This window comes from Thiobacillus thiophilus (genome assembly GCF_055378705.1).
The window spans coordinates 823,973-841,981 of record NZ_AP042404.1 but is presented as its reverse complement, the minus strand read 5'-3'; the positions used below and the strand labels follow the sequence as shown (position 1 = coordinate 841,981).

The following is an 18,009-nucleotide window of genomic DNA, read 5'->3' as shown; positions in this document are numbered from 1 at the left end:
ATGCTTGCAAAGCGCATCATTCCCTGTCTGGACGTCACCCATGGCCGCGTGGTCAAGGGTATCAACTTCGTCGAGTTGAAGGATGCCGGCGATCCGGTCGAAATCGCGCGCCGCTACAACGAGGCGGGCGCCGACGAGCTGACCTTTCTCGATATCACTGCGTCGTCCGACGACCGCGACCTGATCCTGCACATCATCGAGGAGGTGGCCGCCGAGGTGTTCATTCCGCTCACGGTCGGCGGTGGCGTGCGCGAGGTGGGCGACGTGCAGCGCCTGCTCAACGCCGGCGCCGACAAGGTCAGCATCAATACTTCGGCGGTGGTGAACCCGCAGCTGGTGAAGGATGCAGCCGACCGCTACGGCAGCCAGTGCATCGTGGTGGCCATCGATTCCAAGCGGGTGGGCGATCACTGGGAAGTCTTCACCCACGGCGGACGCAAGGCCACCGGTCTCGATGCGGTCGAGTGGGCGAAGAAAATGGCGAGCCTGGGGGCAGGCGAACTGCTGCTCACGTCGATGGACCGCGACGGCACCAAGAGCGGCTTCGACCTGGAACTGACGCGTGCGATTTCCGACGCGGTCGACGTTCCCATCATCGCCAGCGGCGGCGTCGGCAATCTCCAGCATCTGGTCGACGGCGTCAAGGAAGGCCATGCCGATGCGGTGCTGGCGGCGAGTATTTTCCACTTCGGCGAATACGGCATTGACGAGGCGAAAAAATACATGAAGCAGCACGGTATCGAGGTGCGGCTGTGAGTGACTGGCTCGATACCGTCAAATGGGACGCACAAGGCCTGGTGCCGGCAATCGCCCAGGATGCCGCCAGCGGTGAAATTCTCATGGTGGCGTGGATGAACCGCGAGGCGCTGGAGGAAACCGCGCGCACCGGTCGCGGCGTTTATTGGTCGCGTTCGCGCAACAAGCTGTGGCGCAAGGGCGAGGAATCCGGCCACGTGCAGACCGTCAGCGAAATCCGGCTCGACTGCGACAGCGACGTGGTACTGTTGAAAATTGAACAACTTGGCGGGATTGCGTGTCATACCGGCCGGCGCTCCTGCTTTTTCCAGAAGCTGGCCAGAGATGATCAAGGTGGCAATCGCTGGGTAACGACCGCCCCGGTGCTGAAAACCCCCGACGAGATTTACCGAAAATGAGTGACATCCTCGACCGTCTCGCCGAAACGCTGGAGGCACGCAAGCAGGCGTCACCCGACAGCTCCTATGTGGCCAGGCTCTATTCGAAAGGCACCGATGCCATTCTGAAAAAGATCGGCGAGGAGGCAACCGAGACTGTTATGGCGGCGAAGGACGACCAGCCCGAAAAGATCATCTACGAAGTCGCCGATTTGTGGTTTCATACCCTGGTGCTGCTGGCGCACAAGGGACTCAAGCCGGCGGATGTGCTGAACGAACTGGCCCGTCGCGAGGGTCTGTCCGGGCTGGCTGAAAAGGCGGGTCGACATGAGTGACTGCATTTTCTGCAAAATCGCTGCCGGCCAGTTGCCGTGCAGCAAGGCCTACGAAGACGACGAGCTGCTGGCGTTTCACGACATCCATCCGTTCGCGCGGGTGCATGTCCTGATCATTCCGAAGCTGCATATCGCGACGCTGGCAGACTGCACCCCCGAGCATGAGAGACTGCTCGGCAAGATGCTGCTGCTGGCGCCGCGTCTGGCAAAGGAGCAGGGTCTCGACGCCGGTTTCAAGACGCTGATCAACACCGGGCGCGGCGGTGGTCAGGAAGTGTTTCACATTCACGTTCACGTATTTGGCGGTGGGGACCCCGTCAAGCGCAGTTAAAACCAAAAGGAGAAACGCCATGGGTAGTTTTAGCATCTGGCATTGGCTGATTGTTCTGGTCATCGTGCTGCTGATTTTCGGCACGAAAAAGTTGCGCAACATCGGCAGCGATCTGGGTGGTGCGGTCAAGGGTTTCAAGGAAGGCGTGAAGGACGACGCACCCAAGATCGGCGACAGCGCCGATCAGGGCGATCGGACCATCGACGTCGAAGTCGTGAAGGACAAACAGAAGAGTTAAACGTCAATTTGCAGGATGCAAGTTACCAGGACTTTCCTTGCGGCTTGCAGCTTGAATCTTGTATCTGACCCATGTTCGATTTCGGCTTTCTTGAACTCGTCACTATCGGTGTGGTGGCGCTTGTCGTCATTGGCCCTGAGCGCCTGCCCAAGGTGGCGCGCACGGCCGGGCTTCTGTATGGCCGCATGCAGCGTTATGTGTCGTCCGTGAAATCTGACATCAGTAACGAAATCCAGTTGGATGAAATGCGCCGTGTCGGGCAGGATTTCAAGGCGTCGGTCGAGTCGGCGGTGTCGGGTGTCGAGCAACAGGCGACGGCAGTCGACGACTATTTGCGCGACGAGGCGAGCAGCGTCAAAAAAGTGGTTGCGGCGATGGCGGAGACCGAAGGCGAGCGTCCGGTGACTGAGCCCGCGATGAAGCAGATCGAGACGTCGCAAACATCGCAGCAGAGCCTGCCGCTCGAAGAACCCGACCAGAATTCCGCAACGCCCGCGCCGTCCGTGGCGGAAAAGGCGCACGTCGAAGCCGTCGGAAAATCCACATGAACAATCCGGAAGACACCTTTATCTCGCATCTCGTCGAAATGCGTGACCGCCTGCTGCGCGCTGTGATTGCGATCGTGGTGTTGTTTGTGCTGCTGTTTCCATGGGCGCAGGATCTCTATGCACTGCTCGCCAAGCCCATGCTGGCCGCCTTGCCGCAAGGCGGGCAGATGATCGCCACCGAGGTCACCACGCCGTTCTTCGTGCCGATCAAGGTCACCATGATGACCGCCTTCCTGCTGGCGCTGCCATGGGTGTTCTATCAGATGTGGGCGTTCGTCGCGCCCGGTCTCTACCAGAACGAAAAACGCCTCGGCGTGCCGCTGGTGATCGCCAGCGTGGTGCTGTTTTTGCTGGGGATGGCGTTCGCCTATTTCCTGGTGTTTCCGGTGGTGTTCGGTTTCATTGTCGGGGTGGCGCCGGAAGGCGTGGCGGTGATGACCGACATTGGCAAATACCTCGACTTCGTGATGACTTTGTTTATTGCCTTCGGCATTACCTTTGAAGTGCCGGTCGCGGTGGTGCTGCTGGTCAAGATGGGCATGGTGTCGATTGTAAAACTGCGTGAAATCCGCCCCTATGTCATTGTCGGGGCGTTCGTCGTTGGCGCGATTTTCACCCCGCCCGACGTAATTTCGCAGTTCATGCTTGCGGTGCCGATGTGGGTTCTGTACGAACTGGGCATTGTCGTTGCCTCGATGATCACCAAGCCCAAGCCGGAAGCCGAAGCCGAAGCCGAAGCCGAAGCCGAAGCCGAAGCCGAAGCGGATTACACGCCCATGTCCGAGTCCGACATGGAGGCCGAGCTCGATCGCATCGAATCCGGCCAGTCTGAATCCGGGTCACGCGACCCTAAATGATGCACCTTGGCGGTGCGCAATGCGCCGCCAGGCACTCATGTGGTGCCACCCATGCCGGTGGTTAAACGTAAAACCGTTTGAACTCAGTGGCTTAAGCAGTCGGAATGCTATTTGCTTCAGCTTGTCCCAATTCAATTGGGAGCCGGGCATGGAAGCGTTGAAATCAGGCAGTGATGTGTTGTTCGTTTTGCTCGGCGGCATCATGGTGCTGGCCATGCACGCAGGGTTTGCCTTTCTCGAACTCGGCACGGTGCGCAAGAAGAACCAGGTCAATGCCCTGGTCAAGATCCTCACCGATTTCTCGGTCTCCACCGTCGCCTATTTTTTCATCGGCTACAGCGTCGCCTACGGCGTCGGCTTCTATTCCAGCGCCGAGGTGCTGTCGGCCCGGAACGGCTACGAACTGGTCAAGTTCTTTTTCCTGCTGACCTTTGCGGCGGCGATTCCCGCCATCGTGTCGGGCGGCATTGCCGAACGCGCACGCTTCAACCCGCAGCTGGCCGCCACGTTCGCGCTGGTGGGGCTGGTTTACCCGTTCTATGAAGGCATCGTCTGGAATGGCAACTTCGGCATCCAGGACTGGCTGGCCGTGAGCTTGGGCGCCCGCTTTCACGACTTTGCCGGCTCGGTGGTGGTGCATGCGGTGGGCGGCTGGATCGCCCTGCCTGCCGTGCTGCTGCTGGGCGCGCGACGTGGGCGCTACACCAGGGACGGTCTGGTCTCGGCGCACCCGCCGTCGAACATCCCGTTTCTGGCGCTCGGCGCGTGGATCCTGACGGTGGGCTGGTTCGGCTTCAACGTGATGTCGGCGCAGCTGATCGAGGCGGTGTCGGGACTGGTGGCGGTGAATTCGCTGATGGCGATGGTGGGCGGCACGCTGGCGGCGCTGGTGATCGGCCGCAACGACCCCGGCTTCATCCACAACGGCCCGCTAGCCGGTCTGGTGGCAGTGTGTGCCGGTTCGGACCTGATGCATCCGCTCGGTGCGCTCGCCACCGGCGCGATCGCTGGCGCACTGTTCGTGCGGATGTTCATGGTCACGCAGAACAAGTGGAAGATCGACGACGTGCTGGGGGTGTGGCCGCTGCACGGCTTGTGCGGCGCGTGGGGCGGGATTGCCGCGGGCATCTTTGGGGCCAAGGCACTGGGCGGCATGGGCGGTGTCAGTCTGGCTGCGCAACTGATCGGCACCCTGGGCGGCGTGGCGGTGGCCACACTCGGCAGCCTGGTAGTGTACGGCATTCTGAAGCGTGCCATTGGTTTGCGGCTGGACCCGGAAGCGGAATTCACCGGCGCCGATCTGAGCATTCACAAAGTGTCGGCGACCGCCGAGCGTGAGACCAACTGGTAGCCGGCTCAGGAGCCTGACAGCCCGATTCTTTAAGTCCGGCAGGCTTTCCCAGCCTTTCTGCCGTTGCCGCAGATACTTGCGGCGCTTGGTGCGAAGTTGTTCGAGCTGCCGGTCGATTTGCACCACGTCGGGATGCTGTTCGGTGTATTGCAGCAGCAGTTCGGTGCGCTTGATGCGCAGTTCAACCTGCTTTTTGTCGAGGCCGGCAAGGTCTTCATCCGGTTCGATAGACGGTTTGGACGCAGGGCTGTCGGTTTCAACGAGCATCGATGAAGGCTGCTTGTCCGATACCCCCCGCTTCAGCCGGCTGTGAAGCGACACCCTGCGAGGTGTTGGTGGCAGGCGGCGTGGGAGTGAGTGGCGGTTGCTGGGAGGAAGCGATGAAGTGGTCAATGACGATGATTCCGCCTGCGATCGGCAGCGTCACGGCGATCAGCACGCCCAATGCCGATGAGCCGCAGGTGTGAAGTGCGGCAGGAAGGCACCGTCTTGATGGCAACCGTACGCTCGATCAGCGGATCGCGTGCCCGGTAAACGGTGCCCATCGCACCCTGGCCCACTTCATCGAGAATTTCGTGGCGGCCGATTTTCACAATAGGGACGGCGAGCGTCAGGTCTGGCATTCCACAATCTGGCCACGTACCGCGCGGCTGTCCGCACCCATCAGGTACAGGTACCACGGCATCAGATCGTCGACGCTGGGTATGGTTTCGGGAGCGAGCCCGGGGTGGGTGCGTGAGCGCAGGGTGGTCGCGGTTTGACCGGGGATCAGGGTGTTGATGCGCGGGCTTGCAGACGGGCCGAGCTCATCGGTCCAGATGCGGGTGAGCGTTTCCAGGCCCGACTTGGCCACGGCATAGCCGCCCCAGTACGCGCTGGGTTGATGGCCGTGCGTTTCGCCGGTGAACACCACCGAGGCGTCCGTAGCCTGTTTCAGGAGCGGCAGGCAGGCGCGGGTCAGCGCAAACGGCGCGATCAGATTGACTCGCATCAGGGCCTGCCACTGTTCCAGCGTCTGCAGTTCCAGCGGGGTCAGGCTGTAGAACTGGTGTGCGCTGTGCAGCACGCCGTCGAGCCGCTTGAGGTGTTGCGCGATGGTGCCGGTCAGCGCTTCCAGGCTGCGGTCGTCGGCAGCGGCGAGGTCGTACGGAAACATCGCCGGTTCCGGACCGCCTGCGGCCAGGATTTCGTCGTATACCGCTTCGAGTCTGGCTTCGTTGCGTGCCAGCAGGGCGACGGTGGCGCCGTGGCGCGCAAATGCCAGGCTGGCGGCGCGGCCGAGGCCCGAACTGGCGCCGGTGACGAGGATGACGCGGCCTGCGAGCAGGTCGGGACGGGGAGAATAGTCTTTCATAGCTGTTCGAGTAAGGTGCGAGCCGATTGTACTCCGCTCAGTGTTGCGCTTTCGAGGGTGGCGGGGTAAAGCCCGGCAGTGTAATCGCCCGCCAGAAAAACGCGCGGGTGCGCGGTGCGGACGGTGGGGCGTGCCATGTTCGGCACACAGGCGTAAGTCGCCTGTTTTTCGACGATGCTTTTGCGCCAGCGTGGTGGACCCGGGCAGGCAATCCGCTGCAACTGGGCGGCGGCCAGATCCATCCAGTCCGCCGGCAGGTTCGCCGCGGCGCTGGCAACCAGTGCCAGCAATCCCGGCTGGTCATGGCTCTGGCCGCGGTCGAAAACGAACTGTGCCGGGCCATCCGTCAGGGCGAACAGCGGTTTTTCCAGTCGAAAGGCCGGGTCGTATTGGAAATAAGCGGTGGCAATCGGCTGGTAGGCGAAGGCCGCCACCCCATGCAACACGGGTTCGAGTTGCGGAATCGCAGCAGCCAGCCCCTCCAGATGCTGCGGCGCGACGGCGATGACGACGTGGCTGCAGGCCATCGACGCATCGCGCGTTCCGACGCTGACGGCGTCCGCTGCGGCGTCGAGCGTGGTTACCCGGCAGGACTGACGCACTTCACCGCCGAGTTCGATGATCCGTGCGGCTGCGGGCGCGGGAAACAGCGCGGTCAGGTCGCGACGCGGCAGCAGCAGGTCGCTGTGGCGGTTGCGTCCGCCGAAGGCGGCGTGAATCGTGTCGCGGAAGACCTTGGCGCTGGCCATGTCCGGCGGCGTGTTGAGCGCGGATACGCACAGCGGATGCCATAGCAGGCGGCACAGTTTTTCGGGCTGGCTGCGGGTGAGCTGGCTGACGCTCAGGTGGGCTGACGTATCCGTGCCATTCAGCAGGCCATGTGCCCAGCGGGCGGCGGCCAGCTTGTCGCGCCAGCTCAGCCCGCGGGCGCCGAGCAGGCCTGCCAGCAAATGCAGCGGCGCCGGCAGGCGCGGGCAGGCCAGGCTGAAATCCGGCGGCTGGTTAAGGGCAAGCGGCAGGCGCCACAGGCCATCGGGCGAGGCGGCGGGACGCAGGCGGTCGATCAGTTGCAGGGTCTGTTCATAGGCGCCGAGCAGGATGTGCTGGCCGTTGTCGAGCGGCTGGCCTTCAATGTCGACCGAACGGGCGCGTCCGCCCAGGGTGCGCCCGGCTTCGAACAGCGTGACGGCGACGCCCGCTTCGGCCAGCGTCAGCGCGGCGGCGCAACCGGCCCAGCCGCCGCCGATGACGGCCACACGCGACTTCATGGGAACAGCCAGGTCCTGCCGGCCAGCCACAGCTTGCGCAGCGGCGTGAGCGAGATGCGCGCATTCAGCACGGGAAATCCGGCGCGCCGGATTTCGTCCAGCAGGGTGCGGTAAGTCGCCGCCATCACCAGCCCCGGGCGCTGCGCGCGGCGCGCGCGTGCGGGCAGGGCAGCGAAGGCGCTTGCGTAATGTGCGCTGGCGCGTTCGAACTGGAACTGCATCAGCGCCTGGAATTCGGGCGTGCTGCGGCCATTCAGAATGTCGGTCTCGGCGACGCCGAAGCGCGCCAGCTCATCCTGCGGCAGGTAGATGCGTCCGCGCCGCGCATCCTCGCCGACATCGCGGATGATGTTGGTGAGCTGGAACGCAAGGCCCAGCTCATGCGCATAACGGCGAATGTCGCGGTCGTCCTCGTTGCGCGGGCCACCAAAAATCGCTGCCGCCACTTCGCCGACCACGCCGGCCACGCGGTAGCAATAAAGGTTGAGCGACTTGAAATCGGGATAGCGCAGACAATCGAGATCCATTGCCATGCCATCGACGATTTCCAGCAGCAGGGCGGCGGGCGCGTTGCAGCCCTGTTGGGTATCGAATAGGGCGCGGGTCGCCGGATGCTCCGGCGCGCCGGCAGCAAAGCGTGCGATTTCCCCGCGCCACCAGTCGAGCTTGGCTTCGGCCACCTGACGGTCGCGGCATTCGTCCACCACATCGTCGAGTTCGCGGCACAGGGCGTAAAACGCGGTGATCGCGCGTCGCGCCTCGGGCGGCAGGAGGACGAAGCTGTAGTAGAAGCTGGAGCCGCTGGCCGCAGCGCGTTCCTGGCAATACCGATGGGCATCCACGTTCAAAAAATCCCGCGTCCGAGCATGACGATCCAGTCCTTTTTGGTGAGCACCGGACGGTTGTGGAACACGCAGCCGGGGTCGGCGTGGAGTTTGCGCAGGATGGCTTCGCCGCCGAGGATGGTCACGCGTAGTTCCAGCCCGATGCGCCCTTTGATCTGCCGGCCGAGCGGTGCTCCGGCCTGCAATAACTTTCGGGCACGTTCGATCTGCTTATGCATCATCATGTGCCACAGGCCGCGTGCGTCGCCCTGCGCAATCTGCGTCTCGCTGACGCGGTGCGCGTCCAGCTCGTCCTGCGGCAGGTAGATGCGGCCTTTCCGGTAATCGACCGAAATATCCTGCAGGAAGTTGATCAGTTGCAGGCTGCTGCAAATGGCATCCGAATAGGCCAGGTGACGCGGGTCGCGGTCGCCGTACAGGTGCAGCATCAGGCGTCCCACCGGGTTGGCCGAGCGGCGGCAGTAGTCCATGATTTCGCCGAAATTGGCATAACGGGTTTTTTCGACGTCCTGCACGAAGGCTGACAGCAGGTCGCGAAACGGCGATAGTGGGATGGCGTAATCGCGAATGGCTGCCGCAAGCGGAACAAAAACCGGATGGCGGGAAGACTCGCCGCGCTCGATGCGGTCCAGTTCGGCGTGATAGGCTGCCAGCTGGCCCAGGCGCGTGGCTGCGGGGGCATCGCCTTCGTCGGCAATATCGTCCGCGCTGCGAGCAAACCGGTAGATGGCTTCGACCGGCTGGCGCAGCCGTTTGGGCAGCAACCAGGACGCAACAGGGAAGTTTTCGTAATGATCGACCGGCACCGGCAACAAAAAAACGGAATGAGAATAATGACTTAGGTGGGATGCCGGGTTCGCTTGGGTGACAGCATCGTATTGATTATATTACACTTATTAGTCGATAGTTTTGCGGCTACGCCGCGAGAGTGGCGGAATTGGTAGACGCACTGGATTTAGGTTCCAGCGCCGCAAGGCGTGGGGGTTCGAGTCCCCCCTTTCGCACCATCGTTTTTTTTGCTCTTCACCCATCCTTTAAATTCAGCCAGGAAGCATTTTGATGCAAGCAAATCTTGAAGTTCTCGAAGGACTGGTCCGCCGCCTGGACATCAGTGTGCCCATGGACCAGCTGGAAACCGAAGTACAGGGCCGCCTCAAGCGCCTGGCACGCAACGTCAAGATGGATGGTTTCCGTCCCGGCAAGGCGCCGCTCGCCGCCGTGGCGCTCCGGCATGCCTCCGGCGTGCGTCAGGAAGTGCTGGGCGAAACCCTGCAGACCCGCTTTGGCGAGGCGGTGCAGACGCATCAGTTGAAAATTGCGGGCTATCCGCGATTCGAGCCGAAAACGGAGCAGACTGACACGACGGAAATGACGTTCAGCGCCAGCTTCGAGGTCTATCCCGAAGTGAGGATCGATGACCTGAGCGCGGGTAAGATCAGCCGTTCGGTCGTCAACCTGGGCGAGGCCGATGTGGCGAAGACGCTGGAAGTGCTGCAGAAGCAGCGTCGCACATTCGAATCCACCGATCGGGCGGCGGCGGAAGGCGATTTGGCCAAGTTCGATTATCAGGGCACAGTCGATGGCGCAGCATTTGACGGCGGAAACGGCGAAGACTTCGCCGCGGTGATCGGCGAAGGCCGTCTGCTGCAAGAATTCGAGCAGAACCTGATCGGCATCAAGACCGGCGACAGCAAGGGCTTCGATCTGACCTTTCCGGCTGAATACCCTGCCAAGGACCTCGCCGGCAAGGTCGCGCATTTCGAAGTGCAGGTCAAAGACGTGCAGGCCCCCGTGCTGCCGCCGGTGGACGCGGAATTTGCCAAGGCGCTGGGGATCGAAGACGGCGACGTCGAAAAACTCAAGGCCGAGGTAAAGACCAACCTGGAACGTGAAGCCAAACGTCGCGTGCAGGCAAAACTGAAAGAGCAGGCGATGGAACTGCTGCTGCAGAAGAGCACGCTGGATCTGCCGCAAAGCCTGGTGGCGATGGAAACCGAGCGCCTGATGAAAATGACCGAAGCCGATATGCAGTCGCGTGGGGTTCAGACTGTGAAACTTTCTACCGATATGTTTACCGGGCAGGCCGAGCGCCGCGTGCGCTTGGGGCTGATCCTGGCCGAGATCGTGCAGGTGCACAAGCTGGTGGCACAGCCCGAGCAGATTCGGGCCCTGATTCAGGAGCAGGCGCAAAGCTACGAAGAGCCCGAGCAGGTGATGCAGTGGTACTACCAGAGCCCGGAACGAATGCAGGAGATCGAGTCCCTGGCGCTGGAAGAGAATGTGGTAGCATGGGTTGCAGGTCAGGCCCAAGTGGAAGACGTGACAACCTCCTTTGAAGAATTGATGGGACGTGCCTGATGCACATTGATTTTGAACGCGGTATTTCCAATTCGCAGTCCTTCGAACCTCAAGGTCTGGGGCTGGTGCCCATGGTCGTCGAACAAAGCGGTCGCGGCGAACGCGCCTACGACATCTATTCGCGCCTGCTCAAGGAACGGGTCATTTTCCTTGTGGGTCCAGTGAACGATGGCACGGCCAATCTGGTGGTTGCGCAGATGCTGTTCCTGGAGTCGGAAAATCCCGACAAAGACATCTTTTTCTACATCAACTCACCCGGCGGATCGGTTTCGGCCGGGCTGGCGATCTACGACACCATGCAGTTCATCAAGCCGGATGTGTCCACCCTGTGCATTGGCCAGGCGGCCAGCATGGGCGCATTCCTGCTCACCGCGGGCGCCCATGGCAAGCGCTACTGCCTGCCGAACTCGCGCGTGATGATTCACCAGCCACTGGGCGGTTTCCAGGGGCAAGCGTCGGACATTGCCATCCACGCCAAGGAAATCCTCTATTTGAAAGCGCGCCTCAACGACATGCTGGCCAAGCACACCGGGCAGAGCATGGAGGTGATCGAGCGCGACACTGACCGCGATAATTTCATGAGCGCGGACGAGGCGGTGAATTACGGTCTGATTGACAAGGTGCTGATCAGCCGCAACGAAGCATCAGGCAATTAAGCAAGGAACGGGTATGGCAGACAAAGGCTCGGGCGACAAACTTCTTTACTGCTCCTTCTGTGGCAAAAGCCAGCACGAGGTACGCAAGCTGATTGCGGGGCCGTCGGTATTCATCTGCGATGAATGCGTCGAACTATGCAACGACATCATCCGTGAAGAAATCCAGCAGGCCGACACCCAAAAGAGCGGTGGTTCCGGCTTGCCGACGCCGCACGAAATCAGCGGCATGCTCGATCAATACGTGATCGGCCAGGGGCCGGCGAAAAAAGCGCTCGCGGTTGCCGTCTACAATCACTACAAGCGCCTGCGCAGCAACGCCGACACTGGCGAAGTCGAGCTGGCCAAGAGCAACATCCTGCTGATCGGCCCGACCGGCTCCGGCAAGACCCTGCTGGCGCAAACGCTGGCACGCACGTTGAACGTGCCGTTCGTGATTGCCGACGCCACCACGCTGACCGAAGCCGGTTATGTGGGTGAGGATGTCGAGAACATCATCCAGAAGCTGCTGCAAAAATGCGATTACGATGTCGAGAAGGCCAAGCAGGGCATTGTTTACATCGATGAAATCGACAAGATTTCGCGCAAGGCCGACAACCCTTCGGTTACCCGCGACGTGTCTGGCGAGGGCGTGCAGCAGGCGCTGCTGAAACTGATCGAAGGCACTACCGCTTCGGTTCCGCCGCAGGGCGGACGCAAGCATCCGAACCAGGAATTCGTGCAGGTCGACACCAGCAACATCCTGTTCATTTGCGGCGGTGCATTCAGCGGGCTGGAAAAGGTCATTCGCGGCCGTACTGAAAAAGGTGGCATCGGCTTTGGTGCGCAGGTCAAGAATGTCGACGAAACCAAGCGCGACGTCGAATTGCTGCACCAGGTCGAGCCCGAAGATCTCATTAAATATGGCCTGATCCCGGAATTTGTCGGACGTTTACCGGTGGTCGCAACCTTGGACGAACTGGATGAGGCCGCGCTGGTGCAGATTTTGACCGAGCCGAAGAACGCGCTGACCAAGCAGTTCATCAAGCTCTTCAAAATGGAAGGCGTCGAACTCGAATTCCGCGAGGACGCGCTGAATGCCATCGCCAAGCGTGCGCTGGCGCGACGCACCGGTGCACGCGGCCTGCGTTCGATCATCGAGCATTCCCTGCTCGATACCATGTATGACCTGCCATCGCTCAAGGGCGTCAGCAAGGTTGTGGTGGACAACGGAACGATCGGCGGCGACGGCAAGCCCTTGCTGATTTACTCGGACCAGGGCGAGCAACCGCTGGCCGCCGGAGCCTGAATATCGAATGGCTGACGGGGAACCTGTCAGCCATCTTGAATTCCAACCTATGCCCCCCAGTTATGGATGAGCGTGGTTGTTGCCGATTTTTCGGCTTTAGAGCGTGGTTGTTGCCGACTTGTCGGCTTTACAACCACGGCCTCCCCCTTGCGGGGACAACCACGGCCTGCCCTTTACGGGTAGAGCGTGGTTGAATGCCGCGCATCCTTTCCTCAACTCTTACCAGGAAATCATGATGAGCGACAACGTATCCAAGGAACAGGTCGATCTACCGCTGTTGCCGCTTAGGGATGTGGTGGTGTTCCCCCACATGGTCATTCCCTTGTTCGTCGGCCGTCCCAAATCGATCAAGGCGCTGGAAGCCGCGATGGAATCCGGCAAGAGCATCCTGCTGGTCGCGCAAAAGACCGCCGCCCAGGACGACCCCACACCGGAAGACCTGTACGACACCGGCAGCGTGGCCACTGTCCTGCAAATGCTGAAACTGCCGGACGGCACCGTCAAGGTACTGGTCGAAGGCAATCAGCGTGCCCGCGTGCTGAAAGTCACCGATGCCGAGACCCATCTCTCCGCACGTGCCGAAATCCTGCCCGCCGAGGGCGAAGAACTGGTGGAAGTCGAGGCGATGCGCCGCGCCCTCCTGACGCAGTTCGATCAGTATGTCAAACTGAACAAGAAGATTCCGCCGGAAATCCTCACCTCGTTGTCGGGCATCGACGAGGGCGGCCGACTGGCCGACACCATTGTCGCGCACCTGCCGCTGAAGCTGGAACAGAAGCAGGAAGTGCTGGAGATGATCGGCGTCAACAAGCGCCTCGAACACCTGCTCGGCCTGCTGGAAGGCGAGCTTGACATTCTGCAGGTGGAAAAGCGCATCCGCGGCCGCGTCAAGCGGCAGATGGAGAAGAGTCAGCGCGAGTACTACCTGAACGAGCAGGTCAAGGCGATCCAGAAGGAACTGGGCGACATCGAGGAAGGCGCCGAACTGGAGGAACTGGAAAGCCGCGTCAAGCAGGCCGGCATGTCCAAGGAGGCGGAAGCCAAGGCCATGGGTGAGCTGAAAAAGCTGCGCATGATGTCTCCGATGTCGGCCGAAGCCACCGTGATCCGCAGCTACATTGAGGCCATGGTCGGCCTGCCGTGGAAGAAGAAAACCAAGATCAGCAAGGATCTGGTCAAGGCCGAGCGCGTGCTCGACGAAGACCACTACGGCCTCGACAAGGTCAAGGAACGCATCCTCGAATATCTTGCGGTGCAGCAGCGCGTCGACAAGGTCAAGGCGCCGATCCTCTGCCTGGTGGGTCCCCCCGGCGTCGGCAAAACCTCGCTCGGCCAGTCCATCGCGCGTGCGACCAACCGCAAGTTCGTGCGCATGGCGCTGGGCGGGGTGCGCGATGAATCCGAGATTCGAGGTCACCGCCGCACCTATATCGGCTCGATGCCGGGCAAGATCCTGCAAAGCCTGACCAAGGTCGGGGTGAGAAATCCGCTGTTCCTGCTCGATGAAGTCGACAAGATGGGGCAGGATTTTCGCGGCGATCCGTCTTCGGCGCTGCTGGAAGTGCTCGACCCCGAGCAGAACCACACCTTCCAGGATCATTACATCGAGGTCGAGTACGACCTGTCCGACGTAATGTTCGTTGCCACCGCCAACTCGCTTAATTTGCCCGCGCCCTTGCTGGACCGGATGGAAGTGATTCGCCTGTCGGGCTACACCGAGGACGAGAAAATCAATATCGCGATGCGCTACCTGGTGCCCAAGCAGCTCAAGGTCAATGGCATCAAGGAAAGCGAACTCGTTATAGCCGAATCGGCCATTCGCGACATCGTGCGTTACTACACGCGCGAAGCCGGCGTGCGCAGCCTTGAGCGGGAAATTTCAAAAATCTGCCGCAAGGCCGTCAAGGCCCTGTTGCTGAAGAAGCAATCGACCCGAATCTCGGTCACGTCGCGCAATCTGGAGAAATACCTCGGGGTGCGGCGCGTCAGCTTTGGGGTCGCCGAACAGAAGAACCAGGTGGGGCAGGTGACGGGTTTGGCGTGGACCGAGGTGGGCGGCGAACTGCTGACCATCGAGGCGGTCTCGCTGCCGGGTCGCGGCAAGACGATCACGACCGGTAAACTCGGCGAGGTGATGCAGGAATCCATTCAGGCCGCGCTGTCCGTGGTGCGCTCGCGTGCGCGCAAGCTGGGAATCCAGGACGACTTCTATCAAAAGCGCGACATCCACATTCATCTGCCGGAAGGCGCAACGCCGAAAGACGGTCCGTCGGCGGGTGTCGCAATCTGCACCTCGATGGTATCGGTCCTCACCGGGATTCCGGTGCGTGCCGATGTGGCGATGACCGGCGAAATTACGTTGCGGGGCGAAGTGCTGCCGATCGGCGGGCTGAAGGAAAAACTGCTGGCCGCGCATCGTGGCGGCATCAAGACGGTGTTGATCCCGCACGAGAATGTCAAGGATTTGATCGAGATTCCCGACAACATCAAGAACAAGCTCGATATTCATCCGGTCAAGTGGATTGACCAGGTTCTTGAATTGGCACTGGAACATGCGCCCGAGCCCTTGCAGGATGAGCCTGAAGCGGAAACGCCTGCAATTGCCGTGCCGGAAGAGCAAAAAACCACCGCCGCGGCAATCAAGCACTGAGTGTTTTTTTAATCGCTCCCCGGAATCCCGCGCCAGTCGCGGGGTTTTTTTGTGCCTACCCGGAAAACCGCTTGACACAAGGTTTTGCGGGTTGCTATAAAAGCCCCCACAGGGGTTTTCCTGTACCACTTGAGCGAAGGGGATAACACGTGAATAAATCCGAATTGATTGATGCCATCGCCGACTCGGCTGATATTTCCAAGGCTGCTGCCGGCCGTGCGCTGGATGCAACGGTTGAAGCGGTCAAGAAAGCGCTGAAGAAAGGAGACATGGTGACGCTGGTGGGTTTTGGCAGTTTCTATGTTGGCAAGCGCGCCGCACGCATGGGCCGCAATCCACGTACCGGTGCTGCCATCAAGATCAAGGCTGCCAAAGTGCCGAAGTTCCGTGCAGGCAAAGGGCTGAAGGACGCCATCAATTAATAAAAAATGCAGTTTTCATTTGGCAAGGTCGGGAATCTGTTGTAGAATCTTTGGCTTCGTCGGGTGCTTAGCTCAGCTGGTAGAGCGTCGCCTTTACACGGCGAATGTCGGGGGTTCGAGCCCCTCAGCACCCACCAGCGGGGATCAAGGACAAGCAGTCGATTTTATGCAGTGAAACGGTGTTCACCGACGTTTTTTTGTAGCATCAGGGAGTGGTAGTTCAGTTGGTTAGAATACCGGCCTGTCACGCCGGGGGTCGCGGGTTCGAGTCCCGTCCACTCCGCCAACATCTAAAAGGCGAACGCAAGTTCGCCTTTTTTCATTTCATACAGCGTCTTTTCATCACAGCAAGGCGAGACGCGAGACGCAAAGTGCGCGAAAATTCGCGCTGGCGATTTTTTTCGGAGTAGAAGACCGTGCTCGAAGCAATCCGCAGGCATGCAAAGGGCTGGCTGGCCAAAGTCATACTGGCCTTGATTATTGTTACCTTCGCCCTGTTCGGCGTGGATTCCTACATATCGGGTGACAAAAGCGGCGGCAAGATCGCCGAGGTCGGGGATGTGAGGATTTCGCGTGAAGAGCTGACGCGGGAAATCCAGGCGCAGAGTGACCGCATGCGCGAGGCGCGCGGCCCCGCATTTGATCCCGCCGTCACCGAAACAGCCGACTTTCGCAGACAGGTGCTCGATAACCTGATCGAGCGCAAGGCGCTGCTGCTGGAAGCGCAGAAGCTCAGGTTCCTGGCGCCGGATGCGTATGTTGCATCGGTGCTGGGGCAGATTCCGACCTTCCAGCAGGACGGCACATTTTCGCAGCAGCGCTATGAGGCGGTGCTGCGTCAGAACGGCCGCGCGCCTGCCCAGTTTGAAAATGAATTGCGCCAGGCCTTCATGCTCGAGGCCATTACCAGTCCGGTTTCGCTCGCGGCCTTCCCCTCGAATACCTCGCTGACGCAGATTGCCCACCTGGTGGCGCAGCAACGCGAGATCGCCTGGGCGGATCTGCCGGCTTCTACGGTGGCGTCGCAGATCCAGGTGACGACCGCCGACGTGGAACAGTATTACGCGGCCAACCAGACCGAATTCACCGAGCCAGAGCAGATTCGCGCCGAGCAACTGGTGCTGGACATCGCAAGTGTGGCAGCGGGCATTGCCGTGAACGAGCAGGCGGTGGCGGATTACTACGCGGCCAATGCTGCGCAGTTCGGGCAACCCGAGCAGCGTCGTGCGAGCCATATTCTGATTGCCGTCGATAAAAATTCGGATGCCGCAACGCGCGCTCGGGCCAAGGCAAAAGCAGCCGAACTGATTCAAGCCCTGCAGAAAACACCGGAGCGTTTCGCCGAGCTGGCGCGCACCGAATCGCAGGATCCCGGCTCGGCTGCACAGGATGGCAGTCTTGGCAGCTTTGGCCGCGGCATGATGGTCAAGCCTTTCGAGGATGCCGTATTCAGCATGAAGCCGAATGAAATCCGTGGCCCGGTCGAAAGCGATTTCGGCTATCACATCATCCGCCTGGATGGCGTCGAGCTTGCGCAGACCGCACCGCTGGCCGAGGTGCGTGCGGCGGTTGTGGACGAGTTGCGCAGGCAGCAGGCGCAGAAGATGTTTGCCGATCTGGCCGAGAACTTCAGCAATCTGGTGTACGAAAATGCGACCTCCCTGCAGCCCGCAGCGACAGCTGCCAAGCTGACCGTCAAGCAAAGCGGCTGGATGACCGCAAAAAATGCACCGTCGCCATTCAATCATCCCGCACTGTCGGCCGCGCTGTTCAGCCAGGAATCAATCAAATCCAGGCAGAATACCGAGGCCATCGAGGTTCAGCCCGGCACCCTGGTGGCTGCGCGGATCGTGGAGCATCGCCCGGCGCGGCTGCGTCCGCTAGCCGAAGTGTCGGTGGCTATCGAGGCCAAACTGCGTGCCGCGCAGAGCGCACGGCTGCTGGCGCAAAAAGGCGAGGCTACGGTCCAGGTTCTGGCCAAAGGCGAGGAAGCGAACTTGAACTGGTCGGATTTCCAGGTAGTCGGGCGTCAGGCTTCGGCTGTGCTGGATGCCGCCGGCGCCAAGGCGGTATTCCGGGTGAGCGCCGACAAGCTGCCGGCCTACACCGGCTTTACTCGCCCTGACGGCATTTATCGCATCGTGCGGGTGAGCCGCGTGCTGGAGGCGCCTGCGCTCGACCCCATGCTGCTGGCATCGATCGAGTCCGGCGTCGTGCAGGCGCAGCAGCGTGCGGACATGAAGGCGATGGTCGCGCTGATTACCGTCGGGCAAAAAGTGAAAATCCAGCCCAATGCGATCGAAGGCAGATAAACCGGGTTGCGGGAAGCAATAAAAAACGCGCCCCGAGGCGCGTTTTTTATTGGATGAAAAAAACGA

20 protein-coding genes and 3 tRNA genes are annotated in these 18,009 nt (G+C 61.0%); 18 read left to right on the top strand and 5 right to left on the bottom strand.

Annotated features, from left to right (window positions below; translation table 11 throughout):
• The 9 genes from hisF to ACZ41T_RS04015 all read left to right on the top strand — a co-directional run bounded on the left by hisF (position 1) and on the right by ACZ41T_RS04015 (position 5,066).
• A complete protein-coding gene (gene hisF / locus ACZ41T_RS04055; protein ID WP_464923195.1) occupies positions 1-756 on the top strand; it encodes an imidazole glycerol phosphate synthase subunit HisF in 756 nt (251 codons plus the stop codon).
• Positions 753-1,154: a phosphoribosyl-AMP cyclohydrolase gene (hisI, locus tag ACZ41T_RS04050; protein ID WP_464923194.1), complete on the top strand. Its 402-nt coding sequence runs from the start codon at positions 753-755 to the stop codon at positions 1,152-1,154. The genes hisF and hisI overlap by 4 nt, the downstream gene beginning before the upstream one ends.
• Positions 1,151-1,468 carry a phosphoribosyl-ATP diphosphatase gene (locus tag ACZ41T_RS04045; protein WP_464923193.1) on the top strand — a complete coding sequence of 106 codons (318 nt, stop codon included), beginning with the start codon at positions 1,151-1,153 and terminating at the stop codon, positions 1,466-1,468. The genes hisI and ACZ41T_RS04045 overlap by 4 nt, the downstream gene beginning before the upstream one ends.
• The gene (locus ACZ41T_RS04040) at positions 1,461-1,799 is read left to right on the top strand and encodes a histidine triad nucleotide-binding protein (RefSeq protein ID WP_464923192.1); all 339 of its coding nucleotides are present in this window, start codon (positions 1,461-1,463) and stop codon (positions 1,797-1,799) included. The genes ACZ41T_RS04045 and ACZ41T_RS04040 overlap by 8 nt, the downstream gene beginning before the upstream one ends.
• Before the next feature lie 19 nt (positions 1,800-1,818).
• Positions 1,819-2,037 (top strand): Sec-independent protein translocase subunit TatA, encoded by a 219-nt coding sequence (gene tatA / locus ACZ41T_RS04035; RefSeq protein ID WP_464923191.1) that lies wholly within the window; start codon positions 1,819-1,821, stop codon positions 2,035-2,037.
• A gap of 71 nt (positions 2,038-2,108) precedes the next feature.
• Positions 2,109-2,585 carry a Sec-independent protein translocase protein TatB gene (gene tatB, locus ACZ41T_RS04030; protein ID WP_464923190.1) on the top strand — a complete coding sequence of 159 codons (477 nt, stop codon included), beginning with the start codon at positions 2,109-2,111 and terminating at the stop codon, positions 2,583-2,585.
• Complete coding sequence (tatC, locus tag ACZ41T_RS04025; protein ID WP_464923189.1) at positions 2,582-3,442, top strand: twin-arginine translocase subunit TatC; 861 nt, start codon at positions 2,582-2,584, stop codon at positions 3,440-3,442. The genes tatB and tatC overlap by 4 nt, the downstream gene beginning before the upstream one ends.
• 148 nt (positions 3,443-3,590) lie before the next feature.
• Positions 3,591-4,793 carry an ammonium transporter gene (locus tag ACZ41T_RS04020; RefSeq protein ID WP_464923188.1) on the top strand — a complete coding sequence of 401 codons (1,203 nt, stop codon included), beginning with the start codon at positions 3,591-3,593 and terminating at the stop codon, positions 4,791-4,793.
• Between the two features lie 63 nt (positions 4,794-4,856).
• Positions 4,857-5,066: a hypothetical protein gene (locus ACZ41T_RS04015; protein ID WP_464923187.1), complete on the top strand. Its 210-nt coding sequence runs from the start codon at positions 4,857-4,859 to the stop codon at positions 5,064-5,066.
• Between the two features lie 116 nt (positions 5,067-5,182).
• Here ACZ41T_RS04015 and ACZ41T_RS04010 read toward each other — a convergent pair whose 3' ends face one another.
• Genes ACZ41T_RS04010 through hpnC form a run of 5 tightly spaced genes read right to left on the bottom strand, consistent with a single transcriptional unit; the run spans position 5,183 to position 9,066 of the window.
• Positions 5,183-5,416: a hypothetical protein gene (locus tag ACZ41T_RS04010; RefSeq protein WP_464923186.1), complete on the bottom strand. Its 234-nt coding sequence runs from the start codon at positions 5,414-5,416 to the stop codon at positions 5,183-5,185.
• Entirely contained in the window at positions 5,404-6,147 is a 744-nt protein-coding gene (locus ACZ41T_RS04005) for an SDR family NAD(P)-dependent oxidoreductase (protein ID WP_464923185.1), read from the bottom strand. The genes ACZ41T_RS04010 and ACZ41T_RS04005 overlap by 13 nt, the downstream gene beginning before the upstream one ends.
• Complete coding sequence (gene hpnE, locus ACZ41T_RS04000; RefSeq protein ID WP_464923184.1) at positions 6,144-7,415, bottom strand: hydroxysqualene dehydroxylase HpnE; 1,272 nt, start codon at positions 7,413-7,415, stop codon at positions 6,144-6,146. The genes ACZ41T_RS04005 and hpnE overlap by 4 nt, the downstream gene beginning before the upstream one ends.
• The gene (gene hpnD, locus ACZ41T_RS03995) at positions 7,412-8,257 is read right to left on the bottom strand and encodes a presqualene diphosphate synthase HpnD (protein ID WP_464923183.1); all 846 of its coding nucleotides are present in this window, start codon (positions 8,255-8,257) and stop codon (positions 7,412-7,414) included. Before hpnD ends, hpnE begins: the two co-directional genes overlap by 4 nt.
• 2 nt (positions 8,258-8,259) lie before the next feature.
• Positions 8,260-9,066 (bottom strand): squalene synthase HpnC, encoded by an 807-nt coding sequence (gene hpnC, locus ACZ41T_RS03990; RefSeq protein ID WP_464923182.1) that lies wholly within the window; start codon positions 9,064-9,066, stop codon positions 8,260-8,262.
• Positions 9,067-9,182: 116 nt separating this feature from the next.
• On the opposite strand from hpnC, the gene ACZ41T_RS03985 reads away from it, so the two are divergent.
• From ACZ41T_RS03985 to ACZ41T_RS03945, 9 genes are all read left to right on the top strand, one after another.
• A tRNA-Leu gene (locus ACZ41T_RS03985) sits at positions 9,183-9,267 on the top strand.
• A 52-nt stretch (positions 9,268-9,319) separates the two neighbouring features.
• Positions 9,320-10,618, top strand: a complete 1,299-nt coding sequence (tig, locus tag ACZ41T_RS03980) for a trigger factor (RefSeq protein WP_464923181.1) — start codon at positions 9,320-9,322, stop codon at positions 10,616-10,618.
• Positions 10,618-11,274: an ATP-dependent Clp endopeptidase proteolytic subunit ClpP gene (gene clpP / locus ACZ41T_RS03975; protein WP_464923180.1), complete on the top strand. Its 657-nt coding sequence runs from the start codon at positions 10,618-10,620 to the stop codon at positions 11,272-11,274. Before tig ends, clpP begins: the two co-directional genes overlap by 1 nt.
• Positions 11,275-11,287: 13 nt before the next feature.
• Positions 11,288-12,559 carry an ATP-dependent Clp protease ATP-binding subunit ClpX gene (gene clpX, locus ACZ41T_RS03970; RefSeq protein ID WP_464923179.1) on the top strand — a complete coding sequence of 424 codons (1,272 nt, stop codon included), beginning with the start codon at positions 11,288-11,290 and terminating at the stop codon, positions 12,557-12,559.
• Between the two features lie 232 nt (positions 12,560-12,791).
• The gene (gene lon / locus ACZ41T_RS03965) at positions 12,792-15,209 is read left to right on the top strand and encodes an endopeptidase La (RefSeq protein WP_464923178.1); all 2,418 of its coding nucleotides are present in this window, start codon (positions 12,792-12,794) and stop codon (positions 15,207-15,209) included.
• A 149-nt stretch (positions 15,210-15,358) separates the two neighbouring features.
• Positions 15,359-15,631, top strand: a complete 273-nt coding sequence (locus tag ACZ41T_RS03960) for an HU family DNA-binding protein (RefSeq protein WP_464923177.1) — start codon at positions 15,359-15,361, stop codon at positions 15,629-15,631.
• 61 nt (positions 15,632-15,692) lie between these two features.
• A tRNA-Val gene (locus tag ACZ41T_RS03955) sits at positions 15,693-15,768 on the top strand.
• A 72-nt stretch (positions 15,769-15,840) separates the two neighbouring features.
• Positions 15,841-15,917: transfer RNA gene (locus tag ACZ41T_RS03950), tRNA-Asp, on the top strand.
• Positions 15,918-16,047: 130 nt separating this feature from the next.
• Positions 16,048-17,943, top strand: coding sequence for a SurA N-terminal domain-containing protein (locus tag ACZ41T_RS03945; RefSeq protein WP_464923176.1), 1,896 nt, complete (start codon positions 16,048-16,050; stop codon positions 17,941-17,943).
• The last annotated feature ends 66 nt before the right edge of the window (positions 17,944-18,009 follow it).

Bases quoted from the DNA above. Each gene is read 5' to 3' on its own strand.
- hisF (WP_464923195.1), top strand. From the start codon at position 1: ATGCTTGCAAAGCGCATCATTCCCTGTCTGGACGTCACCCATGGCCGC.
- ACZ41T_RS04045 (WP_464923193.1), top strand. From the start codon at position 1,151: ATGAGTGACATCCTCGACCGTCTCGCCGAAACGCTGGAGGCACGCAAG.
- ACZ41T_RS04040 (WP_464923192.1), top strand. From the start codon at position 1,461: ATGAGTGACTGCATTTTCTGCAAAATCGCTGCCGGCCAGTTGCCGTGC.
- tatA (WP_464923191.1), top strand. From the start codon at position 1,819: ATGGGTAGTTTTAGCATCTGGCATTGGCTGATTGTTCTGGTCATCGTG.
- tatB (WP_464923190.1), top strand. From the start codon at position 2,109: ATGTTCGATTTCGGCTTTCTTGAACTCGTCACTATCGGTGTGGTGGCG.
- tatC (WP_464923189.1), top strand. From the start codon at position 2,582: ATGAACAATCCGGAAGACACCTTTATCTCGCATCTCGTCGAAATGCGT.
- ACZ41T_RS04020 (WP_464923188.1), top strand. From the start codon at position 3,591: ATGGAAGCGTTGAAATCAGGCAGTGATGTGTTGTTCGTTTTGCTCGGC.
- ACZ41T_RS04010 (WP_464923186.1), bottom strand. From the start codon at position 5,416: ATGCCAGACCTGACGCTCGCCGTCCCTATTGTGAAAATCGGCCGCCAC.
- ACZ41T_RS04005 (WP_464923185.1), bottom strand. From the start codon at position 6,147: ATGAAAGACTATTCTCCCCGTCCCGACCTGCTCGCAGGCCGCGTCATC.
- hpnE (WP_464923184.1), bottom strand. From the start codon at position 7,415: ATGAAGTCGCGTGTGGCCGTCATCGGCGGCGGCTGGGCCGGTTGCGCC.
- tig (WP_464923181.1), top strand. From the start codon at position 9,320: ATGCAAGCAAATCTTGAAGTTCTCGAAGGACTGGTCCGCCGCCTGGAC.
- clpP (WP_464923180.1), top strand. From the start codon at position 10,618: ATGCACATTGATTTTGAACGCGGTATTTCCAATTCGCAGTCCTTCGAA.
- clpX (WP_464923179.1), top strand. From the start codon at position 11,288: ATGGCAGACAAAGGCTCGGGCGACAAACTTCTTTACTGCTCCTTCTGT.
- lon (WP_464923178.1), top strand. From the start codon at position 12,792: ATGATGAGCGACAACGTATCCAAGGAACAGGTCGATCTACCGCTGTTG.